Below are 25,240 nucleotides of genomic sequence, written 5' to 3'. Positions count from 1 at the left end.
TCAATTTTCTTGAATAAGTGGGTTTTCTTTTCCGTTTGGAGCAGGAAATTCTCCTCGAGGAAGGTCTTTTAGATAGTCAGTGAGCTCGGGTAAGTAATACGCTGAAATGGTGATCTCGTATTTGAGTTGATTGGTAACTGCGTCTGCTGCTGCCATCTCCAGTTCGTCCATTCCTGAAAACGTAATGGCTTCCACGACAATTACACGTTTCAACTCTTCAACCGTCTTAATGAACTTTAGAATGCCTTCATAGTTTTTGGATACAACAGACATTTCAGCTGTGATCTTTTTCACGCCTTGAGGTAACACTTCTGGTGCAGGCGGTGTGGTTGTTTCACTTGTATCTATATCGTCATCTGCATTTGAAACGTTTTCTTCCGCAGCTGGGGCATCTGTTTCCGCTTCTGCATTTACTTCAGGTGCTGTTTCCTCAGTATTTTCTTCTTCTGCCACTTCTTCATCTTCTGATGCTTCTCCGTCACTAAAGTCCATCGTTAAAATTAAACTGTCTGATAAAACTTCCGCTTTTTCAAACTGCAGCATAAGTTGATCGACGAGTGGTTTAACAGGGACTTCTTCTTGAAGGGCGAATGTGTTCTCACTATTTTGTGTTGTAACAGCTGCCGGTGCTGTCGCATTATCTAAGAATGTCTTTTGCTGCTTCATCTCCGCATCAACAGATTCAATTTGTTGGTGAAGTGGAGATAACAAGCCAAAATAACCATAAATCCCACACATTAAAAATAGAAGGATGACTCCAATTGCTGCATAGGATAGAAGTTTTTTATTCTGTGTCATTCTCTTCACCTTTTAACTCTAGAATTTTCTCTTTGTCAAATTCAATTTTATAAAGACTTCGGTAACGAGGCAGGATGTTTTGCATCGCCGTCATATCCTCGCCTTCATTGATTTCTTCAAAGTTCGTCGTTTCCATTTTTTCAATAGTCGCTGCAGCTAAATATGGAGAATTTGTTAGTTCATATAAATAGTGCGAGGTTTCCGCCAATGTATCAAACTGTGCTTCAACGAGTATCGTTTTCTTATCTTTATATTCGTATTTCATAAAAAAACCGCGTTCAGGCAGAAGTGCGACAAGGTGCTGAAGGAGATCGGTAGCCGCAATTTTTTTACCGCGTATGTACTCGATTTTCTCTGAGAGCGGTGCAGACTTAACAACTGGTCCTAATTGCTGCTGGTTTTTCAACTGTGTTTGTACCAACAGCTTCTCTTGCTCTAACAATCGTTCTTTTTCTTGTAATTCACCTGTACTCACATAATAGTCAAGACCAAGCCACGTACCCGATCCTAAGAGCATGGCAACAGCGACAATTAATAGAATGGTAGTCTTAAACGATTTCTGTTCCTTGACGGGTAACAGATTAATGTCGACTAACATAGCTGCACCTCTTTTAAACCAAGTCCTAAAACAACATCAAACTGAGACGGCAGCTGCTGATCCGACTGATCGATTGTGAGTACAGGCACGTCCAGCTTGGATGCAAGCCTCTCTTGTATGTACGCTAACTCTGGGAGTTCACCTGATAAAATCACTTTTGTCACACCCTGTTCACCGTGATTAATCGTGAACTTGTAATAGTTAACGATACGTTCAATCTCAACAAGTTTATCTTCAATCAATCCGTGCACGTAACCCGAATCACCTTGCCAAATAATCTTCTGAACGCCCGTGGAATGCTGCTTGAAATTCCAGCTTTTATAGTCTGTTTCCATCTTCAAATGATTAAAGAAATAAGGCTTATGTTGATGAAAAATACTTAATTGCACAGCAGGTATATCAAACTGCAAACAGAGCGTATGATCTTGTTCTGACACGAGATTTTTCATGAAAATAAGACGGTAAAGGGAAACGCAAGAAGCATCAGCAACAACAGGTTTTAATTTAGCATCTGTGAGCAAAGATGAATAATCATGTACCATCTTTTCAGAAGCTGCAAAAAGAAGAATCTCTCTCTTTTCTACATCGGTTTCAAGTAATACATAATCAAAGACAGGATCCTCGAATGGAAGATGGATGGTATTCCCTAGCTCCATGTAAAGATAGCCTTTGATTTCTTCATCTTTATGATTAGTGGGAATTTGGTGTTTACGAATGACAAGTTTGCTGTCAGGTATTAGAAACTGAACTTCACGGCCTTTAATACTCCACTCCTCTACACACTCTTCTAATATATTGAGAAGGGTGTCTCGGTCGGTGATGATGCCATCTTGAATGAGACCTACTGGAAGGTAGCGCTCGCCGGAGCTTTTAACGTCTAGGTCTTCCGGGGTGCGATAGTCCAAATAACGGATGACGTGGTCTTGGAGTATAAGGTTGATTCTTTTTTTGTTGAAGAGACCTAGATTGAATCTCATATGTACCACCTCTATATTAGATGTGTAACAATTAACACTTCCTTTAACAATTTCACATAATTAATGAAATTGTGAAAAGAAGTGTTAATGAATATCCTCCCTAAAGGGAGGATATTCATTATAACTTTATTGATTAAGAAAGCTAGTCAATTGTTCTTCCGTGACAGTTGCTTCTGCATCTGGAGTTTTTGCTGCTACTTTTCCACCTTCATGGTTGGCAATTTTATATTCTTTCCCACTTAAGGTAACTGTCCATGTAGTATCTTTTAGATTACTAACGTAAGATTCTAGTTCAGTCGGAGTCCAACTTACCTTTTTACTATCTTCAGATTGTGCCAACTTTGCAGCATTAATAATTTGAACTGCTTCTGTAACTGCAGCTTTATCTTTTGTTTTTCCAACAATACCACCAATACTCACAACTGCTATCGCCGCAATAATCCCTAAAATAACAATTACTACCAGCAATTCAATCAACGTCAAACCTTTTTCATTCTTCGCATACTTTTTTAATAGCTTGTTTAACATGGTTTCTTAACTCCCCTTTATTTTTAGTGTGTTTTAATTTTTAGTGTGTTTTAACCAATTGTTTTATAGATTTCAAACATCGGTACCATAACAGAAGCAACAATTGTCCCTACAACCGAAGCCAAGAAAACAATCATCAACGGCTCAATCATTGCCTTCAAACGATCAGTCCCGGTTTCTACTTCTTTTTCATAAAAGTCAGCCACTTTTGAAAGCATTTCATCAAGAGATCCTGTTTCTTCTCCAATGGAGATCATCTGGGTCACAAGCGGTGGGAAAATCCAATGTTTTTTCATTGGTTCTGTTAACCGCTGTCCGGTTTCCAAAGAACTTCTGGACTCGCGAATCACTTTCGCTACCACCTCGTTCTCTACTACTTTCTCCACAATCGAAAGAGACTGCAGAATTGGAACGGAGCTAGAGAACAATGAACTTAATGTACGCGTCATACGTGCCAATGCTGACTTTTGAAGCAACTTGCCGAATACGGGTACTTTTAAAATCACATAATCAAAGTAATACCGGCTGGATTTATTTTTGCGAATAATCAAGAGTGCTAGATAAAGCAGTACAAAAAGTGTGATCAAAAGCCACCAAAACTCTTGTACAAATTGACTTGCTGCTAGGACAAACAGTGTGATTGCAGGCAATTCTCCTCCTGCATCTTGCAGCATGGCCGCAAACGTTGGCACAACCTTTGCAAGCAGGAAGATGACAACAAACACCGCCACCACTCCGACAATCATCGGATACATCATAGCTGAAATGATTTTTTGCTTCGTATAATGCTGTTTTTCAAAATAAGTGGCGAGCTGGTCGAGCGTGTCGTCCAAACTACCACCTGCTTCCCCGGCAGACACCATGTTGATGACCATCGGCGGGAAAACATTTCGGTGCCGGCTCATAGCACTAGATAAAGGATTTCCTTGACGAAGCTCCTCCTCCACATCCGCTAACACCTTCTGCAGCGCTTTACTTTCTGTTTGAGCCGCCAAAATGCTTGTGGAATCAACGACAGATACACCTGCTCTCAGCAATGTCGCAAACTGCCTTAAGAAGATGACGAACTGCTGCGATTTTACAGGACTGCCTAACGAGATTTCTTTGTTAAACAGCGTTTGTTTCATTTCTTGCACTTCTGTAACAGCAATTCCTTTTTCTTTCAACTTTAGAACCGCTTCACGTTTTGAAAGTCCAAGTACAGAACCTGATCGTTTCTTCCCGCTTTTGTCACGACCCACATAACTAAACTGCGCCATCTTAGCCTCCCTTCTCTAGGAGATATGGCTCCACGAACTCTCTTGAAACTTCATTGCGTTCAAGAGCTTCCTTGGCCGACATTTCGAACGTATGCATCCCAGCGTTCTTGCTCGTCTGCATTACACTATGAATCTGGTGAATTTTCTCATTGCGGATCAGGTTCGCTACTGCAGGCGTATTCACTAATACTTCAGTTATTGCCTTGCGTCCTTTTCCATCAATGGTCGGAAGCAGCCTTTGCGACATCACACCGACTAACACAGATGCTAATTGAATACGAATCTGACCTTGTTGTTCTGGCGGAAACACATCAACAATCCGATCAATCGTTGAGGATGCATTTGTCGTATGTAGTGTACCTAAAACAAGGTGACCCGTTTCCGCAGCTGTAATGGCGGTCGCAATGGTTTCCAGATCTCGCATTTCCCCGAGTAAAATCACATCAGGATCCTGGCGGAGTGCTGCGCGAAGACCATTTGCGAAGTTATTGGTGTCAAAACCAATTTCGCGCTGGTCGATCACGCACGTTCGATGGCGATGCAAGTACTCGATTGGGTCCTCTAACGTAATTATGTGCCGGCTCATACTCCGGTTCATAAAATCGATCATCGAGGCAAGAGTCGTCGACTTCCCGCTGCCAGTAGGTCCTGTAACTAACACGAGGCCTTGGTGTTTCCCTGCCATCTTTCTCACACTTTCAGGCAACGCTAAATCTTCCATACTAGGAATGGACGTCGGAATGATCCGAAAAGCAAGACTTACACACGAACGCTGACGATAAGCGTTCACCCGGAATCGAGACAACCCTTGAATGCCGTAAGAGATATCAATTTCTCCTACTTCTTCAAACTCTGGATAATACTTTTCATCAATCACAATTTGCGCCACTTGGAGCGTGTCTTCTGGCTTTAGAGACTCACTTCCGTAACGTTTCAGTCCCCCATTGATACGAAAAACAGGAGGCATGCCAACGGACAGGTGAACATCTGACGCTTTTAATTGAAAAGCCGCTCGAAGCCATTGTTCCAATTTCTCTTTCATGTTTGCACCTACTCGTTGATTGCTACACGCAAGACTTCTTCAGTCGTCGTTAAGCCCTGTTTTACTTTTAAGAAACCGTCATCAATCAAGAAAATGGTTCCATTTTTCATCGCATAATCACGCAACTCGATAATAGGACGGTTGTTCATGATCAGCTGGCGGATATGTTCATCAATCACTAAAACTTCATGAAGTGCAATGCGCCCTTTATAGCCTGTACTGTTGCACATACCGCAGCCTTTTCCGCGCGAAACGGCTTCAATCTTTATGCCTCGTTTTGCAAAGATCTCTTTTTCCCGTTCCGTCGCTTTAAACGTTTGTTTACAATCACGGCAAATCCTTCGTACCAAACGCTGAGCAACAACGCCTGATAAGGAGGCTGCTACTAAAAAAGGTTCTACTCCCATATCCGTCAAACGGGCAATTGTACCGATGGAGTCGTTCGTGTGGAGCGTACTTAGAACCAAGTGGCCGGTTAAAGAAGCACGAACCGCAATTTCAGCCGTTTCTGTATCACGAATTTCCCCAATCATGACGATGTCTGGATCTTGACGAAGTATCGATCGCAGCCCGCTTGCAAACGTTAGTCCAACGTTTGCATTCACTTGAATCTGGTTGATCCCGCCCAATTGATACTCAACTGGATCTTCAATCGTAACCAGGTTCACTTCTTCCGTGTTCAACTTGTTTAGAGCGGCGTACAGCGTTGACGATTTTCCTGATCCAGTAGGTCCAGTGATTAAAATAATGCCGTTAGGTTGTTTAATCAGATTCGAAAACCGCTGCATGTTCAGTTTGTTAAATCCTAGATTCTCTAAGTGGTTCAATGAACTTCCTAGGTCAAGGATACGCAGAACGATTTTCTCCCCATATATAGCTGGCAACGTCGAAACACGCAAATCCACCGGATGCATATCAAGTGTCATCTTTATACGGCCATCCTGAGGCAAACGGCTTTCTGTAATGTTTAAATTCGCCATGATTTTAATACGCGCGGTCAGCATGTTTTGCATATGCTTTGGCAGACTTCGCTCGGTCTTCAGCATCCCGTCGATTCGGTACCGTACAACAAGTTTTGTTTCGTGCGGATCAAAATGAATATCACTTGCTTTTTGCTGAACACCTTGCTGAATAATCTGGTTTACGAGTTTTACAATCGGCGAGTCCTCTTCTGTCATTCGGCTGTCATCTGACGCCCCTTGCGGAATTAGATTCAGAAACTCTTCCATTGAGTCATCGATATCGTAATACTTGTTGTGCGCACGAATGATATCGTCTTTTGCAGAGATGGCTCGTTCAATCTGAAAACCGGTAGTAAGCCGCAGGTCATCAATAACGGTAAAATCCATCGGATCTGCCATGGCGACGAAAAGCTTGTCCCCTTCTTTTTTTACCGGCATCAGAAAATGTCTGCGAGCAAACTCTCTAGGAACGATGGCTACCGCTTGTTCGTCAATCGGATAACGGTACAGACTGATATGCGGAATCCCCAGCTGAAACTCCAATACCTCAATCAGCTGCTGTTCCGTCAACAATCCTTTTTCGATTAGCGCATCCCCGAGCTTTTGGTTGCTGCGCTTTTCTTTTAAAGTTTGCTGAAGAACCTCATCAGAGATCAAACCAGACTCTACTAACAAATCCCCAAGACGTTTTTTAGGAACGATCATTGCACATCACCATCGCTCTCTTTTTCAGGATTACTCGTTGTCGTTTCTTTCCCTTTTTCAGGAACAGGCATCTGCGGTATAGGTTTATCACTCGGATCCGTTCCAGGTATACCAGGTAAAACAGGAAGAGTAGGCAATGGATTAGCAGGATCCGGATTGTACGGGTATGGGTATGGATAAGGATACGGATATGGGTACGGATACGGCGTAACAGGGGTACCTTCTTCTGGTGCCGTTTCAGTCGACTCTTCTTCCTCTACTGGATAACCTCTTTCTTCAATGCGATGTTTCGGCGGATAAAAGTCTTCTGCTAACTTCTCAGATGCGACTTCTTCCCCACCTGAACCAAACGATTTTCGGGTAACTGTTACCAAATAACCTTCACTGCCTCCGTTTACTGTAACGGCACTAAAAATAGACGCGAGCTGATCATTAAAATGGATAATGGTTTTCGGCTTAAAAACTTCTTTGTCCACTTTCACGGTATATGTATAAGGCAATGGCACCCCAACGATGGAAACCGTTAAGTTACTATCCGTCACGACAAAGTTCAATTTATAAGAAGAAGCGTTCGGATTTTTAAAAGCAAAATCCATATCAGCTGGTTTAACGAAAGCTTCAAATCCAAGTGACGCGTAATCTGGCAACTCTCTTGATGTATGGCGTTCAATGATTGTAAAGTTTGTTTTTTGAACGGCTGAATAAATCCCGCTCGCCAGCACATTTAGATCAATGGAGTCTTGTGCTGTCAAACCCACATCCTCAATCGCTCCTATAAGAGAAAACACTTCTCCAGGTTGGATCTCATAGTTTTCTAGCCCTTTTACCCACTCTACTAACAGCACGTTTTCACCCGGAAGTTTAACCGTGTTTTCACTCACAATTTCTTCCGCTTGACCAAATGTCGTCAGAAACTCATTGATCGGAACTTCAGTATCTGTAGTTTGTAGGCTTGAGCCTATTTTCTTCAAATGCGCATATAGCATATCTTCATCCAGTAATTCTTGAAGTCCCGAAACTTGGAGCTGCTGTAGTGACTGTTGAACAGCCTCTTTGTTCACGCTAACTATCATTGACGAAGATTCATCTGAAATGTTTTTGAGACTTTCTTCATTCTGAAACTGCCACACATCAGCCGATAGTTTCACTTTTTTATCGTTATAAACAAGATACACAGGATGTTCATTCTGCCACTTAGAGACCTTATCATTTACTAACGTGATAGCCTCTGATTTCACAACACCTTCTAATGGTATGGAGGCTAAAACGACCCCCTCACCATACATATCTGCTTCGAAAAAATTAGAGTATACCTTTGTCCCTAAGTGACTGAGAAAGAAAAGAAAAAGAGCTGCAAGGCTAAGGGATGCAAAGATCGCAAGAAAATTTTTGTGGTTGAATTCTCTTTTAGCCATCGCTTTTTCTTTAGCCTACAACGTTCATGGAAAGTTCAGCTAATACAGCTGGTCCTTTTTCTTGAGCTTTCCTAACATCCTCTTTCTTTAAAGTTGTTCCGTTTGGAAATAACAGCTCACCGTTTCTTTCAAAAATATCTTTCGTTGTCGTTCTTCCCGTCAGAAGTGTTAACTGTTTTTCCTGAAACTCGGACAGTTCTTGAGTTTCTTCTGATGGTTCCACAGTTGCTGCGACTTCATTTAAGTTACAAACTTCATTAAAATCACCAAACAGCATTTCCGCTTTATCTAAAAAGTTTAATTGTGCTTCTTCTTTAATAACGATCAGGTCACGGCCATATGTAATGAGCTGTTCTGAAGAAAGAATCACTTTTTTAGAACGCAGAGATAGCTCAATCCCTAAAATTGCCCCTGTGTCTTCGTTAATGAAAAACTCAGTCGTTTCACCAATCAGCTGTCCTTTACGGTCAATCAGCTTAGCACCCACTACGTTGATTTTCTTTTGTACTAGTTCGTTCGCAATCGGAATCTCCGTAAGATCAAAAATAGAAGTACTGTCTTCGATCATGACAGCAAACTCACCAACACCAACAATCTTTTTAAAAGGAACAGCACGTACGCTGATCTGCCAATCCGCATGTTCAACCGTTAGAAAATCAACCATTCCTTCTTTCGGATTTACAACTAACGATTTTACGTGCCCGACTTCTGCTCCATCTGCAATACTGATAATAGGTAGCCCAACAAATTGATTACTCTTTTTCATAACACTCACCCAGTCCTTTTATGTTTAAATAATATGTTGTAATAAAGTTATTGTTTTACAAGAAAAATATCTTTGTACCGTTCTAGCTCTTCTGCAATTACGGGGTATGACTGTAACCTTGCTTCCATAACTTCTAACAAGTCACGAACTCTAGTAAATTCATTTGACTCTGCATATGAATCTAGTAAAAGCTTTCCAAACAGATAATAATCTTTGTCTGATAATGGTTGATTCAAAATCGTTTCTGCCATCACTTGATAAGACGCGTAATCACCTTGGTTCTGATAAGAAAATAAGGTGTTAAGCAGCATATCCTGCACTTCAGCATTCATATCAGGTATTGCAGGTTCAAACTTTGTTTCTTCTACTACTTGATTATCAGTTTCTGTTTCAAACGTATCAGCACCCTGCTCTTCAACTGTTGCTTCTGAAAATTCAGCTGCGTCTATTTCTTCTACTTCTTCTATAACATTTGCTATAACTATTTCTTCAACGATGGCTTCAATTTGATCTGGAGTTGTATTAACGTGTTCTGGATCTTTCATGAGGATTTCTTCTAAGTTGATTGGTTCTTCTATGAAGTGGATTTCTTCTGTGACAGGTATTTCTTCTGTTTCAGTTACAATTTCCTCCGCCGTTATAACTTCTTCAGCATAGGCAGGAGTACTTAACGCTGGAATATAAACTTCCTCTTCTTCGTCGGTGTGAGGAACTTCATCTACCATCTCAACGACTTCTTCTAGTAAAACGATTTTTTCCTCTTGAGATAATTCTTCATGCGTTTCTTCCTCATCTAGTTCTTCCAATAGAGCAGAACGTTGCAAGAAAATGTCCACATCTTCTATATCGGTGGCAACAGGCAAATCCGTAACCTCTTCTTCAGAAATTTCTCTTGTTTCGGTAAGGAAGGCAAACTCATCATCCGTAAGCTCGGCAAGTTGATTTTTCAGCTCTAATTCCTGGGCAGGTTCTGCTACTTCAATTTCAGCGATTTCAGTTTCCTCAATTATGAACTCTTCTAACTCCATATCAAGAAGTTCAATGACGTCTATCGGTTCAGTCGAGTTAAGCTCTGGAATCACTTCTACATTTAAATTTTCAGACGTCACTTCTTGCTTCATTTCAATTTCTTCTGAAACGGGTACTTCATCAATAGTCACAGCAATTTCTGAACCCAAAGCTCCTACGTTCACTTTAGAATCATCTAGTTTCACCTCTGATTTACTAGACACTAATTCTTCTGTAATTTTTCCACCTGCAGCAACTGTGACAAGATTCATTCTTTTTTCAGTAACATAAGAAATAACGAAAGCAATCCCCAAGATAGCAGCAAGTGCTAACCCATACGATAAGTGATCTAATATAAACAAACCTCCTAAAGCCAGCAAAAACGCCAGCCCTAACAGCGTCATCTTAAACTTCAATGGAATGTTTGGCGGATAAAAATACAGCACCGTACCTGCAATCAATGTAAAAGTGAATAAAACAATAAATGGTATGATTGACCTCTCCCCCATTCCAATATTCGCTAATTAAACCTATAATACTACAAATTTACTAAAAAACATCCAATAATATCAATTTTTTCTAATAATATTGTATAATCAAGTAGAACACAAGAGATTAATAGTACTTTTATACTGATTAAAAGGTAGGAGGTTGTGTGCAATGCTTTCAGAAAAAGGATTTTCACTAATAGAAGTGCTCATTTCACTAACCATCCTTTCTGTTTCGGTGATCGGTATTTCTCAATTTTTTAATCAGGCCAACCAAATATCTGCTGGAAACAACAACAAACTAGTCGCAACTAATCTAGCACGAATGACATTAGAACGGTTACAGAACGATTATGCTTCATACGAGATTAAAGCTTCTCCTAATACATACGATAAGAACCAATGTACAAAATCAAGTTGCAGAGATTTATATGAAACGATGATCAACAACAACAAATACGAAACAAAAATCACAGTAACATCACAACAAGGTGAAGAAACCTCTATCAATCTCTTCCCTGTTAAAGTAACCATCTACTATAAAAGCAACCAAAAAGATCAAGTCACATCTGTAGAGGGATATGTGAAAAATGTTAAATAACTTACGAAATCAAAAAGGTCTCACCTTAATTGAATCACTCCTCTCCCTCGTTCTTTTTTCTATTATCGGTACAGTCGTTTATTTTGTTTTGCTCAGTGGATTAAATACAGAAAAAAAGATTTACAATGAAACGCTCATTCGAGATGAAGCAGATCTTGTTATGTCACAAATTATTGATGCTCTATATACGGCACCTGTATCCAAAGTAAAAAATGCTTCAACCGGCAGCCAGAATGTGCTTGTATACGAGATTAATCAGAACTCTTCAAAAACAGTTGGTTTTCTCGATCACGTACCCGTCATAGATGGTCAGCCCATTAGTTCTGGAGATTATGATTTTAAGGATTCATCTATCATAAAAACAGGGAAAAGCGTAAAAGTCATCTTGAACGTTAAAAGCAAAAAAAATGAACAAGCTAAGCCGCTAACACTACAAAGTCAGTTCGGACTATTGGAGGAGTAGAAATGAAGAATCTTTTATCTGAAAGAGGAAATACACTCATCATTGTTCTCTTAATGATTGTCATTTTTTCCGTAGCTGGCCTCTCTTTAGTAACGACTACGTTTAACGGCGCCAAGAAAACAGATGCGCGTGAAACACAAATTCAATCCGTCGAGCTCGCTGAAAAAGGCATTGATTATCTTTCCACTTTGTTAGAAACGAAAACACAGCCACTCGCTGGTCTCCCTGCAAGAGATTTTACTGACTCACTAAATAAAATAATAAAAAACTACAAAGTCACGAATGCGAATGATCAGTTTTTGCCAACTGCGAACCTCCCTGCAGAGAACGGTACGCTTAAAGTTAAGATCTATAATCTAAAAAAACTAAATAATGACCCAGAAGATTTGACCCAAACGATGACATTACATAGTCAAGCAACCGTAAACGGAAAAACGAAAACCTTGATATCAACCATTAAACTTGGAGCAAAACAAGTACCCGAAGCGTTAAACTATGCACTCGGCGCCTATAATCCGTGTAAAGGAAGAAACGGATGTACCGAAAGAGACGATGACGGCAACATGTTTCTGCATGGAGGCGTAGCTATTAAGGGTGACCTTTATGTAGAACGAAACCTGATTACGAAGAATAAAGGAATTGTTGGGACAGACAACGACTGGATTTCGTCTGATCTGCCAAGTGTTGAAGGGGAAAACGGAAGAAAAGCGCACTTAATCCTTCCAGGAAGCCTCTATAAAATGACGTCGGATGTAAAATATAGCGATCACATTAAAGAAAAGGACTTTAACAACAAAACACCTTACCAAAAAGTGAACAAGGAGAATGTTCGTGAAGCCTTTACCTCTTTTACAGAGGTAAACAAAGAATACGTACCGATTGTCGATACTCGCACTCCAAGTTTTGCGCCGATTGATATAGAAGGTCAGCGGGGTCAATATTACTTTCCTGAGTTCGGCAATTCATTTCCTGTCACTGCAGTTAACGACGCAAATTTTAACAACAATCCACACAAAGACCACATTAGAGACCAATATGCCTCTTCTAACGTTTTCGTGGACTCAAAGAATGATATCAAGTTTAGAGGAAGTTTTGTTTTTAATCGTTTCAGCTCCAGAACATACGCTGAAAATAGAGACATTACCATCAGTAACGGAAAAGACGGATGGAGTAAGCTATCGTTTAAACAAGGGGCGTACTTCGGCGGAAACGTTGTAATTGGGGATAAAAGTACAAATCATTATACCTACAACAACTATGAACAGTTTGAAATCGACGGTCCAATCTTTGTGGATGGTGACCTAACCATTTGGGGCTCTCATATCAAGTTCAATTCAACCGTTTATGTAACTGGAAAAACGGCCATCCGCTATTCTCGATTGCAAGGTATTAATCAGAATAACATCGAAAAGTCACTCGTTCTTTTTGGTAAAGACTCTATTTTAATTGCGAATAACAACGTATACGGTGATACTGCCAACATCATTCGAGGGTTCTTTTATTCAGAAGACTTAATGGAGATTTACGGTGTTGGATCTAACGTAGAAATTCAAGGCGGTGTTTTTGGACGGAAGGTCGTATTAAATGCGACACGTGGGAAAGTGAATATGAATAACGGCAAACTTGGTACATATGTATTCGAAACAGGACAAGCTCAGATGTCGCCAACCAAGTCTCGTTTAAAAATCATATATAACCCAGAATTAATAAAAAATCCACCAGAAGGATTACCGACCGTTAGAGATTTATCCGTTTCACAACTGGATCGACAACTGCAATAATAAAGCCTCCCCAATCGGGAGGTTTTTATTTATTTCACAAGCCACACATTAATAATTACATGCCATGTGATTACAACCATATAAACAAGCAAAGCGATGTTCAGCAGAACCTGTACTCTTCTCTTCAAAGGAATAAACCCTATCGCAATAATTAAGTAAGTAAAAAAGAATTTAACGAGGAGAAAGATGACGGGATCATATTCATACAAACTGCGCATTAAGGGATTGAGTTCTGTCCCGCCTTTTTGGAGCAGCTGATGAGTGAACAAAGCATCTGCCGCATTTAAAATACCTAAACACAAACAGACCCATAGATGCTTCTGTATCCGAAATACTCGATCCATCTCAGTTCACTCCTCTCTCTAAATGAAGTATACCCATAAGTAGAGAGAAAGTTTACTAGAAATGTGTTGCAAAAAACGACAAATAAAAAAGACCTCATGAAAGGAGATCTTCTTATAATTTCATATCAATTTTGCTGCCTAAGTGTGGTTGAACAGATTGTTCTAACATCTTGGTAAAATTTACACTGTTTTGTTCAGCTGTGTTCATCGCCATTTTCATGATGGAAAGGTTTGCCTGCTGCTGGACTTGTGATTGGTTCAACATGACGGAAAGAGAGGCAATGTCCATGATTTCACCTGCTTCCTTTTTTACGACATTATGCGTATACGTTTACAAGTAATCCTTTTATTTCTCCAACCAAATCAAGAATTTCTAAACTGCTTTTTTGTTGGACTAAAACAGCATCTGTAAGTTCAATTATCTTTTTATCAACCTGTTCTACAATTTTATAGATTTTAGATTTCCCCCGTCTCGTAAAACCGCGACGATCTTCTAACTGAAGTCCAGACTTAATCGCATCGTCCATAAAGTCTTTAACGAGCTGCTTGTACTTTCGTAAATCTTCAACCGTACGGGATTCTGCTAAAATCGACCCTTGATCTTCAATCTTAGACACTAACTCGCGCAAGCGGTCAATGGTTTTCTCTTCTCGACCTTTTGCCATCACTTCTGAAAATGACACTTTTTCAAGAGTTGTTTCTTTTTTAGAACCTAATCGAAGTAAACTTAACGGATTTACTTTTTCAATATTCACACCGGTCTTCCTCTCAATCGTGATTTCTGTAAAATAGTGTATCACAGAAAATAAATGGAAGATAAGTTCATATAGAACTATCTTCCATTCAAATCAAAATTATTGTAAAAGCTGTAGAATTCCTTGAGGCAATTGGTTTGCTTGAGCTAACATCGCTTGAGCTGATTGATTTAAGATGTTGTTCTTCGTAAAGTTAGTCATTTCCATCGCCATATCTACATCACGAATACGAGATTCAGATGAAGTCAAGTTTTCGTTTGTAGCTTTCAAGTTATTGATGGTATGTTCTAAACGATTCTGAAATGCTCCGAGCTTAGAACGCTGAGCGGAAACCATTGTAATTGCGTTATCGATTGCTGAAATTGCAACTTGAGCTGCAGCAGATGATGAAACATCAATTCCTTTTACTGCATCCACTCCTGGTGTTTTAATTGGAGTACCATCTGCATTAAAAGCAAGGCCTAGTGCAGCTGTATCCATAACACCAATCGTGATATCCAATCTTTCACTAGCATTTGGTCCGATTTGCATTCCTAGAGTAAGATCTTTTCCAGCAGTAGCTTCAAAGTCATTGTCGATGATTTGAATTTCTAAGCCCTCACTGTTTACATTGTTTGTAAACGATGAACCGTTCTTCGTGTCCATAGTAGTTAGCTGTAGACTGTTTCCAATGATTGAGTATGCAGAAACATCGCGAATTGGTTTGTTTATATTTGCTTCAGCAGTTTTCATTACAGATTCGATATCAGTTAGAATATCGTATACAGATTTCCCTGTAATATCAATGCGCGCTGTACCTTTAGGTGGGCTCCACACAAAACCTGTAGCCGCTCCAGAGGTTCCGTCCGTAAATGTTATTTCAAGATTATCAATTCTCAGTTTGTCTCCATCTTTTGGAGTTTGACCAAACGTAACATAACTAGTTTTTCCTAAATCAGCTGATTGTTCAGCGTATAATTTTGTCGTAGGAGTACTAGTACCTGGTTGATAAACATTAAGTCCAGTAACATTCGAAGATACAGATATTTTACTAGCTTCTTCAGCAGACATATTGCTGTTTGTAATTAAAGTAAGCTTTCCATTATTAATACTGTTGTTATCTGATCCATCAGTATTTGTTGCATTTACAATCGTACTTGCCGTGCTAAATGTATTGTCATTTGTTGTAATAGCATTTTTAAGTGAAGTTAGAACAGCATTGATGTTAGCTATTCCGTCAGCATCTGCACCAGTTTCTTTCCAGCCAGATACATTAACTGCTATATTACTGTTTGTATTTAATCCCGATAAAGCAGCATCATCCTTAATATCAATTTCATACACTTTACCGTTAATTGTAAAAGTCTTTCCATTAATATTAGCTTTAGTTAAATCACCAACCTGATAACCAAAATTCAATTCTACACTTGCTTTATCTGTAGGATCTGCAGTAACAATTCCTTCCCAAGTGTTTGTAGTGGCACCTTTATAGTTTACATCTGTAGAGGAAACACTCGCAAAAGCTCTTCCACCCTCTGCCCCACGAAGTAATTCCTTTTTGTTAAATTGTGTTGTACCCGCAATGCGATCTAATTCTTTTGTTAACTGATCAACTTCAGCTTGAATAGCATCACGATCTTGAGACTCCAACGTGTCATTTCCAGCTTGAACGGAAAGTTCACGCATTCTTTGTAGAATTGAATGTGTTTCGTTAAGAGCTCCCTCAGCCGTTTGGATTAAAGAGATTGCATCTAAGGCATTTCTTTCTGACATCTCTAATCCACGAATTTGCGAGCGCATTTTTTCTGAGATTGCTAGTCCAGCTGCATCATCAGCAGCACGGTTAATGCGTAGTCCTGATGATAGTTTTTCTAAGCTTTTAGATGTATTGAATTGATTCTGTGAAAGGTTACGGTAAGCATTTAAGGCTTGAATGTTATGATTAATTCTCATTTGTAAGAGCTCCTCTTATTCGTAAATTGCAAACTGTTCGTATGCTTTATTCTTTTGTTTAGTTGTATGTGACAGGCTATCTGTTTTCTTTTCCATTGCCTCATTCCAAGCATCTGATATTGCCGTTACAAGCTTAATAGCTTCTTCTATCGGTTCAACTTCTTTTGTAAGATTAGCTTGAATAAGACTTTCTGCGAGATAGTTGTATACTTCGTCCAATTGATCTGCAATAATGCCTGCTTCATAATTTAAACCTGCGCCCAATCGATATAAGATATCGCTAGCTTTTTGGAGCTTCGTATTTGCTTCAGTAAATTCTTTTTTTGCAATAGCTTCTTTAGCTTCTTCCAAGTTACTAAGAAAAGCTTCATACAATAATGCTGTCAGCTCTTCAGGTGATTTTTTGTGCAAGGCTTCTTCCGTGAACATTCAACTACCTCCAGTATTATCATTCAAATGTTATATCGGAATTAAGCTCTTAAATTTAATACTTTTTTTCCAATTCTTCTACTAATAATAAAATTTCTGCCATAACCGCATAAAGTTGGGGAGGAATGCTTTCACCTAAGTCCATGTCTAACAGCTCACCAATTAAACGGTGATCTTCTTGCAGCGGTATATCATGTTGCTGGGCTAGACTTATAATTTGCTTTGCCACATCCCCTTTTCCTTGCGCAACAACAGAAGGAGCTTGTCCTGTATCCTCGTTATAACGAATAACAGCAGCTGCTTGTCCGTTTACATGTTTCCGTTTTATTTGATTAGAGAATTGATAGTTCATATCGTGAAATTCATCCCTCTTTCTGAAGTGTAATCTACAAAATGAGCTTGTGAGGTTACTTCTATACTATTATCTTGATGAACAGGTTCTTTTCTCAAATCAGTAAACTTCATTCCGTTTACTTGATAGCCAATCTCTTCTATTCTTTGTATTGCTTTTTGCCCAATAGGCTTAGCTACTTGTTCAAAGTCGTAACTGTTGTTTTTTAATGTTAAAGATAGTTTTCGATCTGATGCAGAAACAAGAATTCCTACTTCACCTAATTTTGGTGTTTCAATTAAGAAATACAAACTGCAATTCTCCCAGTCCACCTTTTGTCCATCTTTCTTAGAATTCACAAAGACTTTAATGTTTTTCATTTGCTGCTCTAATTGAACAGGTAAAGAAAACATCATATTTTGCTGGCTGCCTTGATGATCTGATTTGCTTAACAGCTGCTGACCCGTAATATTTGAAAGAGTTTGTTCAATCTGCTGAGTAAACTTTCCTGATCCATCTTCACTTGATATTTTCTGGAGAAGATACTTTAAGTTATTCGTTTCTATCTCTTTTAATTGATGTTCCGGTTTGTTTGAAGCAAAATAATTTCCAATATCCCGCTCATAGTTCAATCCCAGTGAGCGCAGTTTCTCATACATTTCTCTCGGTGATCCGTACTCCATATCCGAATAGTTAGCTATGGTAGAGATAGTTTTAGTAAATTGTTTTTCATAATGATGAGGTTGCTCATCAGATAATACATTTGTGTAGTGCATAACTTTTACTTCAGATGGTTTCCAATTTATGATTTCAAGTAATTTTGAGACGTTCTGCACAATTTTTTGTGCTTCATGTGGATTCCCGCTTGAAAGTAATTTTTTTGCTTCTGCCAACTGACTGCTAGCCTGCAGAAGCTTTTTTTCTGTCCCCATATCAGATAAAATCATCATCTCGCTCTTTAGAATCGAGTTGTCTAGTTTAGCAATAGTAGATTCTATGAGTTGCCTTGCTTGAGGTTGTGTATGTTGAGTACGCAACATGTTATCAACATTATTTAAATTTCTAACAAGTTCTCTTTGTACTTCTTTAAAATCAATAGTTGCCTTTGCCAGCTTTTCTGTAACTTTAGTAACTACAATATTTTTTGAGGCAGAATCAAGCAGAGGTAAATTCTCAATAAATGATTTTACTTCCTTGTTTATTGATTGCACCTCTTGATTTTCTGTTGATTCACTTGGTAAAGTTGGTTTTATTATTTGAAGCGTTTCATGAATTTCTTTTCTTGCAGCAAGTTCCTTTTTTGCTTCAACATGCTGAGCAGCTCTTTCCATTGACTCCATTACTTTCTTAACGGAAGCACTTTCTGGATACTTACTTAATTCAGTTTGTAATAAGTCTAAAGCTTGCCCTATCTTACTTTGTTTTTGAATCATATTGATCCACTGATCTACTGCTTGTTTCGTAATCTCTGTTTTGTTTTCGAAAGATTTTACTTTCCCATGTTCAGTTTCTGTTGTATTTATTTTTAAGTTAGATTGCTGTGCATCTATATTTGGACCTGTGCTTTTTTCATTATGAGAATTTTTTTTATTAATTACATCTTGTATGTATGTTTCACTTTCAAGTTGTTGTAATGCTTGAACAATCATTTCTTTGCCTAGCTGTTCTCTTCCAAGATGTCGATGTTGTTTAGCTTCCTGTATAGCTCGCTCCAACTTTTCAATAGCTTTTGGTTCGAAAGGGTTTGCCTTTATGTATTCTTGTGTCTTTTCAATTGCCTCTGCAACATTCGCTGATTGCTGTACTTGTTCTCTCGTTTCCCGTATTACTACTTTTGGTTGTAGTTGTATATCTGCTTTTCTTGTTATTACTTCTGATAGTTCATTTTCGATTTGTTCCAGCGCATGAATAATCCTTTCTTTTCCTAACTGTTCTCTCCCAAGTTGTTGATATTGTCTCGCTTCTTGTACTGCTCGTTCTAACTTTTCTAAAGACTTTGGTTCTAGAGCTATTGACTTCAGCATTTCCTGAGTTTTTTCTATCACTTTTATGACTGTTGGTAATTGTTGTACATGTTCTTTCGTTTTAAGAAGAACCTCTTTTGGATGTAAATCTGATATTTTACTTCCCACTTGAAAAATAATCTCTTTACCTGCTTTATTAGTAGATTCTTGCATGTCAGCATCTACTTGTTGAAGAACTTGAATTAAGCGATCTTTAACATTTTGAAGTTTATCATGTGAAAGGCTTACATTTAATTCTTTAAAAAGGGCACTTAGCTCTTCACTAGTTTGTGGATGTATAAATGGAGCAATCCTACCAAGCGTTTGATTAACCTGTTTTACTACATAAACAGGATTTGTCTCATTCTTTATTGCATTAGTAGTAACTCTTACTTCGTTTTGAATAGCCTTGAATACACCTTTATTAAGAAGGTTGAGATGTTCATCAAATTTTCCAGAAAGAGCTTCCTTTATATGATTGTTAATTGCAATATCAGATTGTAAACCTTTTTTATTCATAATAGTTAAGAGTGGACCAGAAGCCTTGTGATTACTGATTATTTTTCCTGTTTCTATAGATTGAAGACTATTATTACTTTGAGTATCTAAACCGTTCCTTAATGTAACTTTAGATTCAACTTGTATTGTATTTTCAGATACATTTAAAACTTTTAACCTAATCTTTTCAGATTCGGGAATTTCATTTGTAAAATCTGCTTGAAATTCTTGTCCTCTGATAACCAGAATAGCTTTAGTAGCAGATATCTTTTCTTTTAAAGTTGCAGTAGTGGTTTCACCTTGTTTAATTGGAGTTGTACTGTGTATTTGACTGGGGTTTAAATGATTGTGGATATTCATAGTTCACTCTCCGAATAAATGACCTTTCATTATATATCGGAAAAGTATTTGTGTATTTAATAGGGATATGGGTTTATAAAGCGATTAGGTAGCAGAAGAGCAAAAAGAGATCTTAGATAAACTAAGATCTCAGAATAATAAATTTTAATTAACGAAGAAGTTGAAGAACACCTTGTGGTTGTTGGTTTGCTTGTGCAAGCATGGCTTGTGCAGCTTGTCCAAGAATAGAGTTCTTAGTTTGTTCCATCATTTCTTTCGCCATGTCTACGTCACGAATACGAGATTCCGCAGCAGTTAGGTTTTCAGAAGATGTGTTAAGGTTATTGATAGTGTGCTCCAGACGGTTTTGGTATGCACCCAGTTTAGAACGCTCTTTTGAAACTTCAGTAATAGCACTTTCAATGTTTGTAACTGAAGCTTTTGCTGCAAGGTGGTCTGTAACGTCAACACGGCCAGCGGTTGCAAGATTAAGCACACCATCCGTTTTCATGTTACGAATATTTAAACTTAGATTTTGGTCTTCATTAGCACCAATTTGGAATGTAACTGAACCAGCATTAACTACAACATTACCAACTGCATCATCAGCAGTATATCCTGCATTTGTTTTTAATGTTATTCCAAAATCAGAGAAGTTTAATTCTTGAGCACCACTAGCGTTTGTTATTGTCTGTGTTTTTGTACCAGCACTGTTAGTCATAGTTAATTCACCAGCAGCACCTGAAGATATAGTATAAGTATCTGCAATAGCACCATTTGTTGTTGCACTAGCAACACCAGTAACTGCTAATACAGTTGTTGTTGTTGCATCTTGATCAACAGTACCACCCAGACCACCATTAAGCAAAGTCTGTTTGTTAAACTCTGTTGTATCACCGATACGGTCAATTTCTTTCTTTAATTCAACTAATTCTTCCTGAATAGCATCTCTATCTTGTGTTACGTTTGTATCATTCGCACCTTGAACAGCTAGCTCACGCATACGTTGAAGGATTGAGTGAGTTTCGTTAAGAGCACCTTCAGCAGTTTGAATCATTGAAATTGCATCTTGTGAGTTACGAGATGCTTGTTCTAATCCCCTAACTTGTCCACGCATTTTTTCAGAAATTGCTAGACCTGCCGCGTCGTCTCCTGCTTTGTTAATACGAAGACCAGAAGAGAGTTTCTCCATCGACTTCATTTGAGCATTATTAGCTCCACTTAATTGACGATGCGTGTTAAGAGCTGCGATATTGTGATTAATTCTCATTTTAATTTCCTCCTTGAAATTTGAACCGCCCACGTCCTTGTGGTTGGTTGGATGTGTTTTTTATAAAACGAGCGTACATTTACCGGCCGCTAAAAGTACAACTTGTTTCTATATGTTATATCGGAGAATGGAATTAATCTTTAATAGTTTTAGTAATATTTTTTTGTGTTTTTAACTGTTTGAATGTGTCTAGTGAAGTTTGGGATGCTTGATTGTTTTCTTCTTGTATAGAAAGATAGATTTCTTTTCTATGAATCTCTACATTTCTTTGAGCATTAATGCCTAGTTTAACTTGGTCTCCCTCAACAGCAAGAACCGTTATCTCAATATCGTGACCAATTTTAATAGCTTCTTGTATTTTACGGGTTAATACTAGCATGATTAACCCTCCTGTCTAACAAGAGATTCTGTTAGTTTATGTCTTGTTCTATAATGATTATCTGTCAAAATAACTTGCTTACAAAGATTATTTTTTGAATTGATTACAACAGGAGCTTGAAGATTTGCTGTTGATTTTTCATATGGGTCTTGGACTGTAATAATTACTTGTACAAAGACATCTTTTTCATTTTCTAACTTTAAAGATTCTATGTCTGCTTTACTTAACTCAAAGTCATACGTTTTAAAAAATTGAAATGGATCAGTCGTTATAAAGGCTAAATCCCTTGTCCCGATTGACTGAAGCAGTGACAATTCTGTACCTACTATGGGTAGCAAAACAAATTGTTTTTCATGCTCAAATCCTGGCAGACCTTGTTCAAACGATAATATATCTGACTCTTGTATTTCGATCACTTCTTGAAATTTCGTCTCAAGTTTCATGTTTTCATCCCTTTACTTTTTTTGATCAATATTTAATCCTATAACCTCTATATGTAAAGATGGCATCTGTTTCATTTTTCCTCGTACGACACCTGGTGAATAATGATGACGAGGTTTGTTGACTTTTACGTTTATATCTGGCTGATGCGTTTTCCAATTAATATTCACTTTAGCTGGTCTATAATTCATTTTAACGCTAAAGGCAGATGGAATAAATCCTACATTGTAATCTAAAATAGGCGATTCACTATTCATCTTCGCTTGAGAGATTAATGGGTTACCCTTGTTTTCAATCCTCATAAGTTGATCTCCCTGAGATGAGGTTTTCGCTAGATAAGATAACCAATCTTGATATCCGTTTCGAGCGTACTCTTCGATTCGCTTAAAAATGTGCATTAAATTCATATCTGCCCAAGCCTGGGTTTGATCGATGATCAGTTTTCCTGGTGTTGTCTCAATATCCATCTCCGCTGATCGTTGTCTAATCGTCATATCTGCTTGTGGCTGCTCAATCTGTTGAACAGCTTTTGTAATGGTTAATCCTAATTCACCTTTTGTTGACTGCATTCTTAATTGAGGAAAGTTCATACTGTTTCCCTCCTATATAGAGAAAGAGCTATCAGTTGATAGCTCTTTTTTCTTATCTGAGAAAGTCCATTAGTGATGGCTGAATAATTCTTGACCCAACAGCCAGTGCGGCACGGTGCACACTTTCTTGCATCTTTAGATCGGTTATCACTCTTTCAATATCCGCATCTTCATTGTCAGATAGAATTTTGCTAGAGATTACTTCTTGTTCACTTAAACGGCTGTCCATCAACTCAATTCGGTTATACCGGGCACCTAGTTCAGAACGTTCTGAACCAATGCCTGAAATATGGTTATCAATTTTGGTCAGAAACTGATCCAAATCCGGCGCACCATTTTGTAGAGCAGCCTCTAGATCTTCCATATCTTTAAACAATTGTTTAGAAAAAACGTTTGTCGGGTTAATGTTAACAGGTATTTTAATCCCATCAGATAGTTCGAATTCAACTGCATTTTGATTCGTAGAAACATTGACGTTGTTACTTGCTAAGTTAATTCCGTCAGACAGTTTCAGCATTATAGGATCCTTATCTGTTGGAGTAGGGGTTGAACCATTTAAATCAATTGGTTTATTTTTCGTATCGTTACCGTTGAATATATACTTACCGGCCACTTGGGTATTTCCAATCGAAGCAAGGTGTTCTTTCAACTGAGTAATTTCCTTTTGTATCATACCTTGCTGACCTTCTTCGTATGTTCCATTGCTTGCTTGAACAGTAAGATCACGTACACGCTGAAGGACACTTGTCGCTTTATCAAGTGACGAGTCAGCAGCATCCATCCAGTTATATGCTTCTGATAAATTGCGGCGATATTGCTCGACTTGATTTAGAGACGTTCGATAAGTCATACCTTTCATCGCTACAACAGGATCGTCAGAAGGTCGGCTAATTTTCTTTCCTGTCGAAAGCTGATCTTGATATTTTCCCATTCTTTGAAAGCTGTTACTTACATTTCGCAACATATTATTGCTTAACATATTTTGAGTAACTCTCATCCTACTAACCTACCTCCCTCCAACACCCATGCCATTAATGATCTTATCTAGCATTTCATCAATGACCGTTATGTTTCTAGCAGATGCATTATACGCATGCTGAAACTGAATCATGTTTGTCATCTCTTCATCTAACGATACACCACTAACAGACTGTCTCCTCTTGTCTACTGTATCTGTTAACATGAGTGAATTGTTGCTTAGTCTAACTGATTCTTGAGAGCTAACAGCCATGCCACCAATCATAGATTCATATTTACTTTTTAATTGAGTGGTATCCTTTACATTTGCAAGAGCAAGTGCGTTGCTACCGTCACCAGAATAAGCAACCGTATCTGTTCCTTTAGGGGAAGCTGCTGCTATCTTGTCTAGATCATTTTTAATAGGATTAGAGATTTTCAGTTTGCCTGCTAACCCTGTTAATTGATTAGCATCAATTTTGACGTCATTTCCTGAAGCATCTTTAACCGCGAAAAAATCAATCCCGTTGCCTTTTAAGCCTACTTCTACATCATCCATCGTCCACCCTGCGTTATGAACGCTGTTAAATGAAGTTGCAAAATCATAAGCTAACTGATCTAAATTAGCCAACATTTCTGGGAACACAGTATTATACGCATCAGTTAATCCTTGAAGTTTCCCTCTAAATTCAGTGGATGAGAGCGTAGTTGCCGTTGCTCCATCATTTAGCTGGTAACCTGAAACAGTCCCATTAGACTCTACTGTTTGCAGTTCATTACTTGTTAAAGCAGTCCCGTCAACTAATTTTCCTAAAGACGCACCATTCTTATCGATTATGTCGATTGTATATTTACCTTCAGAAATAGCTATAGCATTACCACCACTTTTTACAGGTGTTACTTTGATATTCACTAGTTGTGAAAGACGATCAACCAGGTTGTCTCGCTCATCATAAAGGTCGTTAGGAAGATAACCATGCGGCTCAATCTCATTGATTTGAGAATTTATGTTGTTAATTTGAGTGGCTAATGAATTAATTTCTTTAACCGTTAGATCAATTTGACTCTTGTGGTCATTACGAATGGCATTTAAAGAGTTTGATAGGTAATTAAACGTATCACTAACCGCTTCTCCACGCTGCCTCACTACCGAACGTGCACCATCATCTTCTGGATGAACGGATAAATCCTGTAAAGACTGCCAGAAACGATCAAGAGTCTTTGATAAACCATTATCCGAAGGTTCATTCATGATATCTTCCATTTTAGCTAACGCTTCACTTCTTGTATTCCAATAACCGAACTTGTTATTCTCTTCGCGAAATTGTGTATCCAAAAAGCCTTCACGAACCCGTTGAATTGATCCAGCTTGCACTCCCGTTCCCATCTGACCCGGAATGTTCGGGCGGTTCATGGCAGCTGCTGGATATGGTTCTGTTTGTGTAAAGTTTACTCGTTGACGTGTATAGCCTGGAGTATTTGCGTTTGAGATATTGTGACCCGTCACCTGTAGAGCAGTTTGTTGGGTAAACATACCTCGCCGAGCGGTTTCCAGTCCTTGAAAAGTTGAGCGCATTGTAG

26 protein-coding genes are annotated in these 25,240 nt (G+C 38.6%); 3 read left to right on the top strand and 23 right to left on the bottom strand.

The genetic code is table 11. From position 1 onward, the window contains the following. The 10 genes from QUF49_RS03785 to QUF49_RS03740 all read right to left on the bottom strand — a co-directional run bounded on the left by QUF49_RS03785 (position 1) and on the right by QUF49_RS03740 (position 10,519). Positions 1 to 798, bottom strand: a complete 798-nt coding sequence (locus QUF49_RS03785) for a hypothetical protein (protein WP_289494418.1) — start codon at positions 796 to 798, stop codon at positions 1 to 3. Then, complete coding sequence (locus tag QUF49_RS03780) at positions 785 to 1,396, bottom strand: PilN domain-containing protein (RefSeq protein WP_289494417.1); 612 nt, start codon at positions 1,394 to 1,396, stop codon at positions 785 to 787. Before QUF49_RS03780 ends, QUF49_RS03785 begins: the two co-directional genes overlap by 14 nt. Continuing rightward, on the bottom strand, positions 1,390 to 2,373 hold the full coding sequence (gene pilM / locus QUF49_RS03775; protein WP_289494416.1) for a type IV pilus biogenesis protein PilM: 984 nt from the start codon (positions 2,371 to 2,373) through the stop codon (positions 1,390 to 1,392). Before pilM ends, QUF49_RS03780 begins: the two co-directional genes overlap by 7 nt. Before the next feature lie 126 nt (positions 2,374 to 2,499). Then, positions 2,500 to 2,901 (bottom strand): type II secretion system protein, encoded by a 402-nt coding sequence (locus QUF49_RS03770; protein ID WP_289494415.1) that lies wholly within the window; start codon positions 2,899 to 2,901, stop codon positions 2,500 to 2,502. Between the two features lie 50 nt (positions 2,902 to 2,951). Beyond that, positions 2,952 to 4,160, bottom strand: a complete 1,209-nt coding sequence (locus QUF49_RS03765) for a type II secretion system F family protein (RefSeq protein WP_289494414.1) — start codon at positions 4,158 to 4,160, stop codon at positions 2,952 to 2,954. A 1-nt stretch (position 4,161) separates the two neighbouring features. After that, entirely contained in the window at positions 4,162 to 5,202 is a 1,041-nt protein-coding gene (locus QUF49_RS03760; RefSeq protein ID WP_289494413.1) for a type IV pilus twitching motility protein PilT, read from the bottom strand. A gap of 8 nt (positions 5,203 to 5,210) precedes the next feature. After that, complete coding sequence (locus QUF49_RS03755) at positions 5,211 to 6,869, bottom strand: GspE/PulE family protein (RefSeq protein WP_289494412.1); 1,659 nt, start codon at positions 6,867 to 6,869, stop codon at positions 5,211 to 5,213. Then, positions 6,866 to 8,284 (bottom strand): VanW family protein, encoded by a 1,419-nt coding sequence (locus QUF49_RS03750; RefSeq protein ID WP_289494411.1) that lies wholly within the window; start codon positions 8,282 to 8,284, stop codon positions 6,866 to 6,868. The genes QUF49_RS03755 and QUF49_RS03750 overlap by 4 nt, the downstream gene beginning before the upstream one ends. Positions 8,285 to 8,294: 10 nt before the next feature. Beyond that, positions 8,295 to 9,050, bottom strand: coding sequence for a PRC-barrel domain-containing protein (locus tag QUF49_RS03745; protein WP_289494410.1), 756 nt, complete (start codon positions 9,048 to 9,050; stop codon positions 8,295 to 8,297). A gap of 47 nt (positions 9,051 to 9,097) precedes the next feature. Next, positions 9,098 to 10,519, bottom strand: a complete 1,422-nt coding sequence (locus tag QUF49_RS03740; RefSeq protein ID WP_289494409.1) for a hypothetical protein — start codon at positions 10,517 to 10,519, stop codon at positions 9,098 to 9,100. A 199-nt stretch (positions 10,520 to 10,718) separates the two neighbouring features. Between QUF49_RS03740 and QUF49_RS03735 the strand changes: the two genes are divergently transcribed. Genes QUF49_RS03735 through QUF49_RS03725 form a run of 3 tightly spaced genes read left to right on the top strand, consistent with a single transcriptional unit; the run spans position 10,719 to position 13,391 of the window. After that, on the top strand, positions 10,719 to 11,147 hold the full coding sequence (locus tag QUF49_RS03735; RefSeq protein ID WP_289494408.1) for a prepilin-type N-terminal cleavage/methylation domain-containing protein: 429 nt from the start codon (positions 10,719 to 10,721) through the stop codon (positions 11,145 to 11,147). Further along, positions 11,137 to 11,610: a PulJ/GspJ family protein gene (locus tag QUF49_RS03730; protein ID WP_289494407.1), complete on the top strand. Its 474-nt coding sequence runs from the start codon at positions 11,137 to 11,139 to the stop codon at positions 11,608 to 11,610. Before QUF49_RS03735 ends, QUF49_RS03730 begins: the two co-directional genes overlap by 11 nt. 2 nt (positions 11,611 to 11,612) lie before the next feature. Continuing rightward, on the top strand, positions 11,613 to 13,391 hold the full coding sequence (locus QUF49_RS03725) for a hypothetical protein (protein WP_289494406.1): 1,779 nt from the start codon (positions 11,613 to 11,615) through the stop codon (positions 13,389 to 13,391). Between the two features lie 29 nt (positions 13,392 to 13,420). Here the strand turns inward: QUF49_RS03725 and QUF49_RS03720 are convergent, their stop codons facing one another. The 13 genes from QUF49_RS03720 to flgK form a co-directional block, all read right to left on the bottom strand. After that, the gene (locus QUF49_RS03720) at positions 13,421 to 13,735 is read right to left on the bottom strand and encodes a DUF5658 family protein (protein WP_289494405.1); all 315 of its coding nucleotides are present in this window, start codon (positions 13,733 to 13,735) and stop codon (positions 13,421 to 13,423) included. A gap of 112 nt (positions 13,736 to 13,847) precedes the next feature. Then, positions 13,848 to 14,024 carry a YjfB family protein gene (locus QUF49_RS03715; protein ID WP_289494404.1) on the bottom strand — a complete coding sequence of 59 codons (177 nt, stop codon included), beginning with the start codon at positions 14,022 to 14,024 and terminating at the stop codon, positions 13,848 to 13,850. A gap of 28 nt (positions 14,025 to 14,052) precedes the next feature. Continuing rightward, positions 14,053 to 14,490, bottom strand: a complete 438-nt coding sequence (locus QUF49_RS03710) for a YaaR family protein (protein ID WP_289494403.1) — start codon at positions 14,488 to 14,490, stop codon at positions 14,053 to 14,055. Between the two features lie 99 nt (positions 14,491 to 14,589). Beyond that, complete coding sequence (locus QUF49_RS03705; RefSeq protein WP_289494402.1) at positions 14,590 to 16,422, bottom strand: flagellin; 1,833 nt, start codon at positions 16,420 to 16,422, stop codon at positions 14,590 to 14,592. Between the two features lie 15 nt (positions 16,423 to 16,437). Beyond that, positions 16,438 to 16,851 carry a flagellar export chaperone FliS gene (gene fliS, locus QUF49_RS03700; RefSeq protein WP_289494401.1) on the bottom strand — a complete coding sequence of 138 codons (414 nt, stop codon included), beginning with the start codon at positions 16,849 to 16,851 and terminating at the stop codon, positions 16,438 to 16,440. Between the two features lie 55 nt (positions 16,852 to 16,906). Next, complete coding sequence (locus QUF49_RS03695) at positions 16,907 to 17,203, bottom strand: EscU/YscU/HrcU family type III secretion system export apparatus switch protein (protein ID WP_289494400.1); 297 nt, start codon at positions 17,201 to 17,203, stop codon at positions 16,907 to 16,909. Then, the gene (locus QUF49_RS03690; protein WP_289494399.1) at positions 17,200 to 20,043 is read right to left on the bottom strand and encodes a hypothetical protein; all 2,844 of its coding nucleotides are present in this window, start codon (positions 20,041 to 20,043) and stop codon (positions 17,200 to 17,202) included. The genes QUF49_RS03695 and QUF49_RS03690 overlap by 4 nt, the downstream gene beginning before the upstream one ends. Before the next feature lie 148 nt (positions 20,044 to 20,191). Continuing rightward, entirely contained in the window at positions 20,192 to 21,292 is a 1,101-nt protein-coding gene (locus QUF49_RS03685) for a flagellin (protein WP_289494398.1), read from the bottom strand. Between the two features lie 133 nt (positions 21,293 to 21,425). Beyond that, positions 21,426 to 21,671, bottom strand: a complete 246-nt coding sequence (csrA, locus tag QUF49_RS03680) for a carbon storage regulator CsrA (RefSeq protein WP_289494397.1) — start codon at positions 21,669 to 21,671, stop codon at positions 21,426 to 21,428. Between the two features lie 2 nt (positions 21,672 to 21,673). Then, positions 21,674 to 22,114, bottom strand: coding sequence for a flagellar assembly protein FliW (gene fliW / locus QUF49_RS03675; protein ID WP_289494396.1), 441 nt, complete (start codon positions 22,112 to 22,114; stop codon positions 21,674 to 21,676). Positions 22,115 to 22,126: 12 nt separating this feature from the next. Further along, positions 22,127 to 22,702, bottom strand: coding sequence for a DUF6470 family protein (locus QUF49_RS03670; protein WP_289494395.1), 576 nt, complete (start codon positions 22,700 to 22,702; stop codon positions 22,127 to 22,129). A 52-nt stretch (positions 22,703 to 22,754) separates the two neighbouring features. After that, positions 22,755 to 23,699: a flagellar hook-associated protein FlgL gene (flgL, locus tag QUF49_RS03665; RefSeq protein WP_289494394.1), complete on the bottom strand. Its 945-nt coding sequence runs from the start codon at positions 23,697 to 23,699 to the stop codon at positions 22,755 to 22,757. 9 nt (positions 23,700 to 23,708) lie between these two features. After that, positions 23,709 to 25,235 carry a flagellar hook-associated protein FlgK gene (flgK, locus tag QUF49_RS03660; RefSeq protein WP_289494393.1) on the bottom strand — a complete coding sequence of 509 codons (1,527 nt, stop codon included), beginning with the start codon at positions 25,233 to 25,235 and terminating at the stop codon, positions 23,709 to 23,711. Positions 25,236 to 25,240: the final 5 nt, after the last annotated feature.

Source organism: Fictibacillus sp. b24, from assembly GCF_030348825.1.
Taxonomy (GTDB): Bacteria; Bacillota; Bacilli; order Bacillales; family Fictibacillaceae; genus Fictibacillus.
Note: the sequence above shows the minus strand (reverse complement) of the source record. Positions and strands in the feature narration are given on the sequence as shown.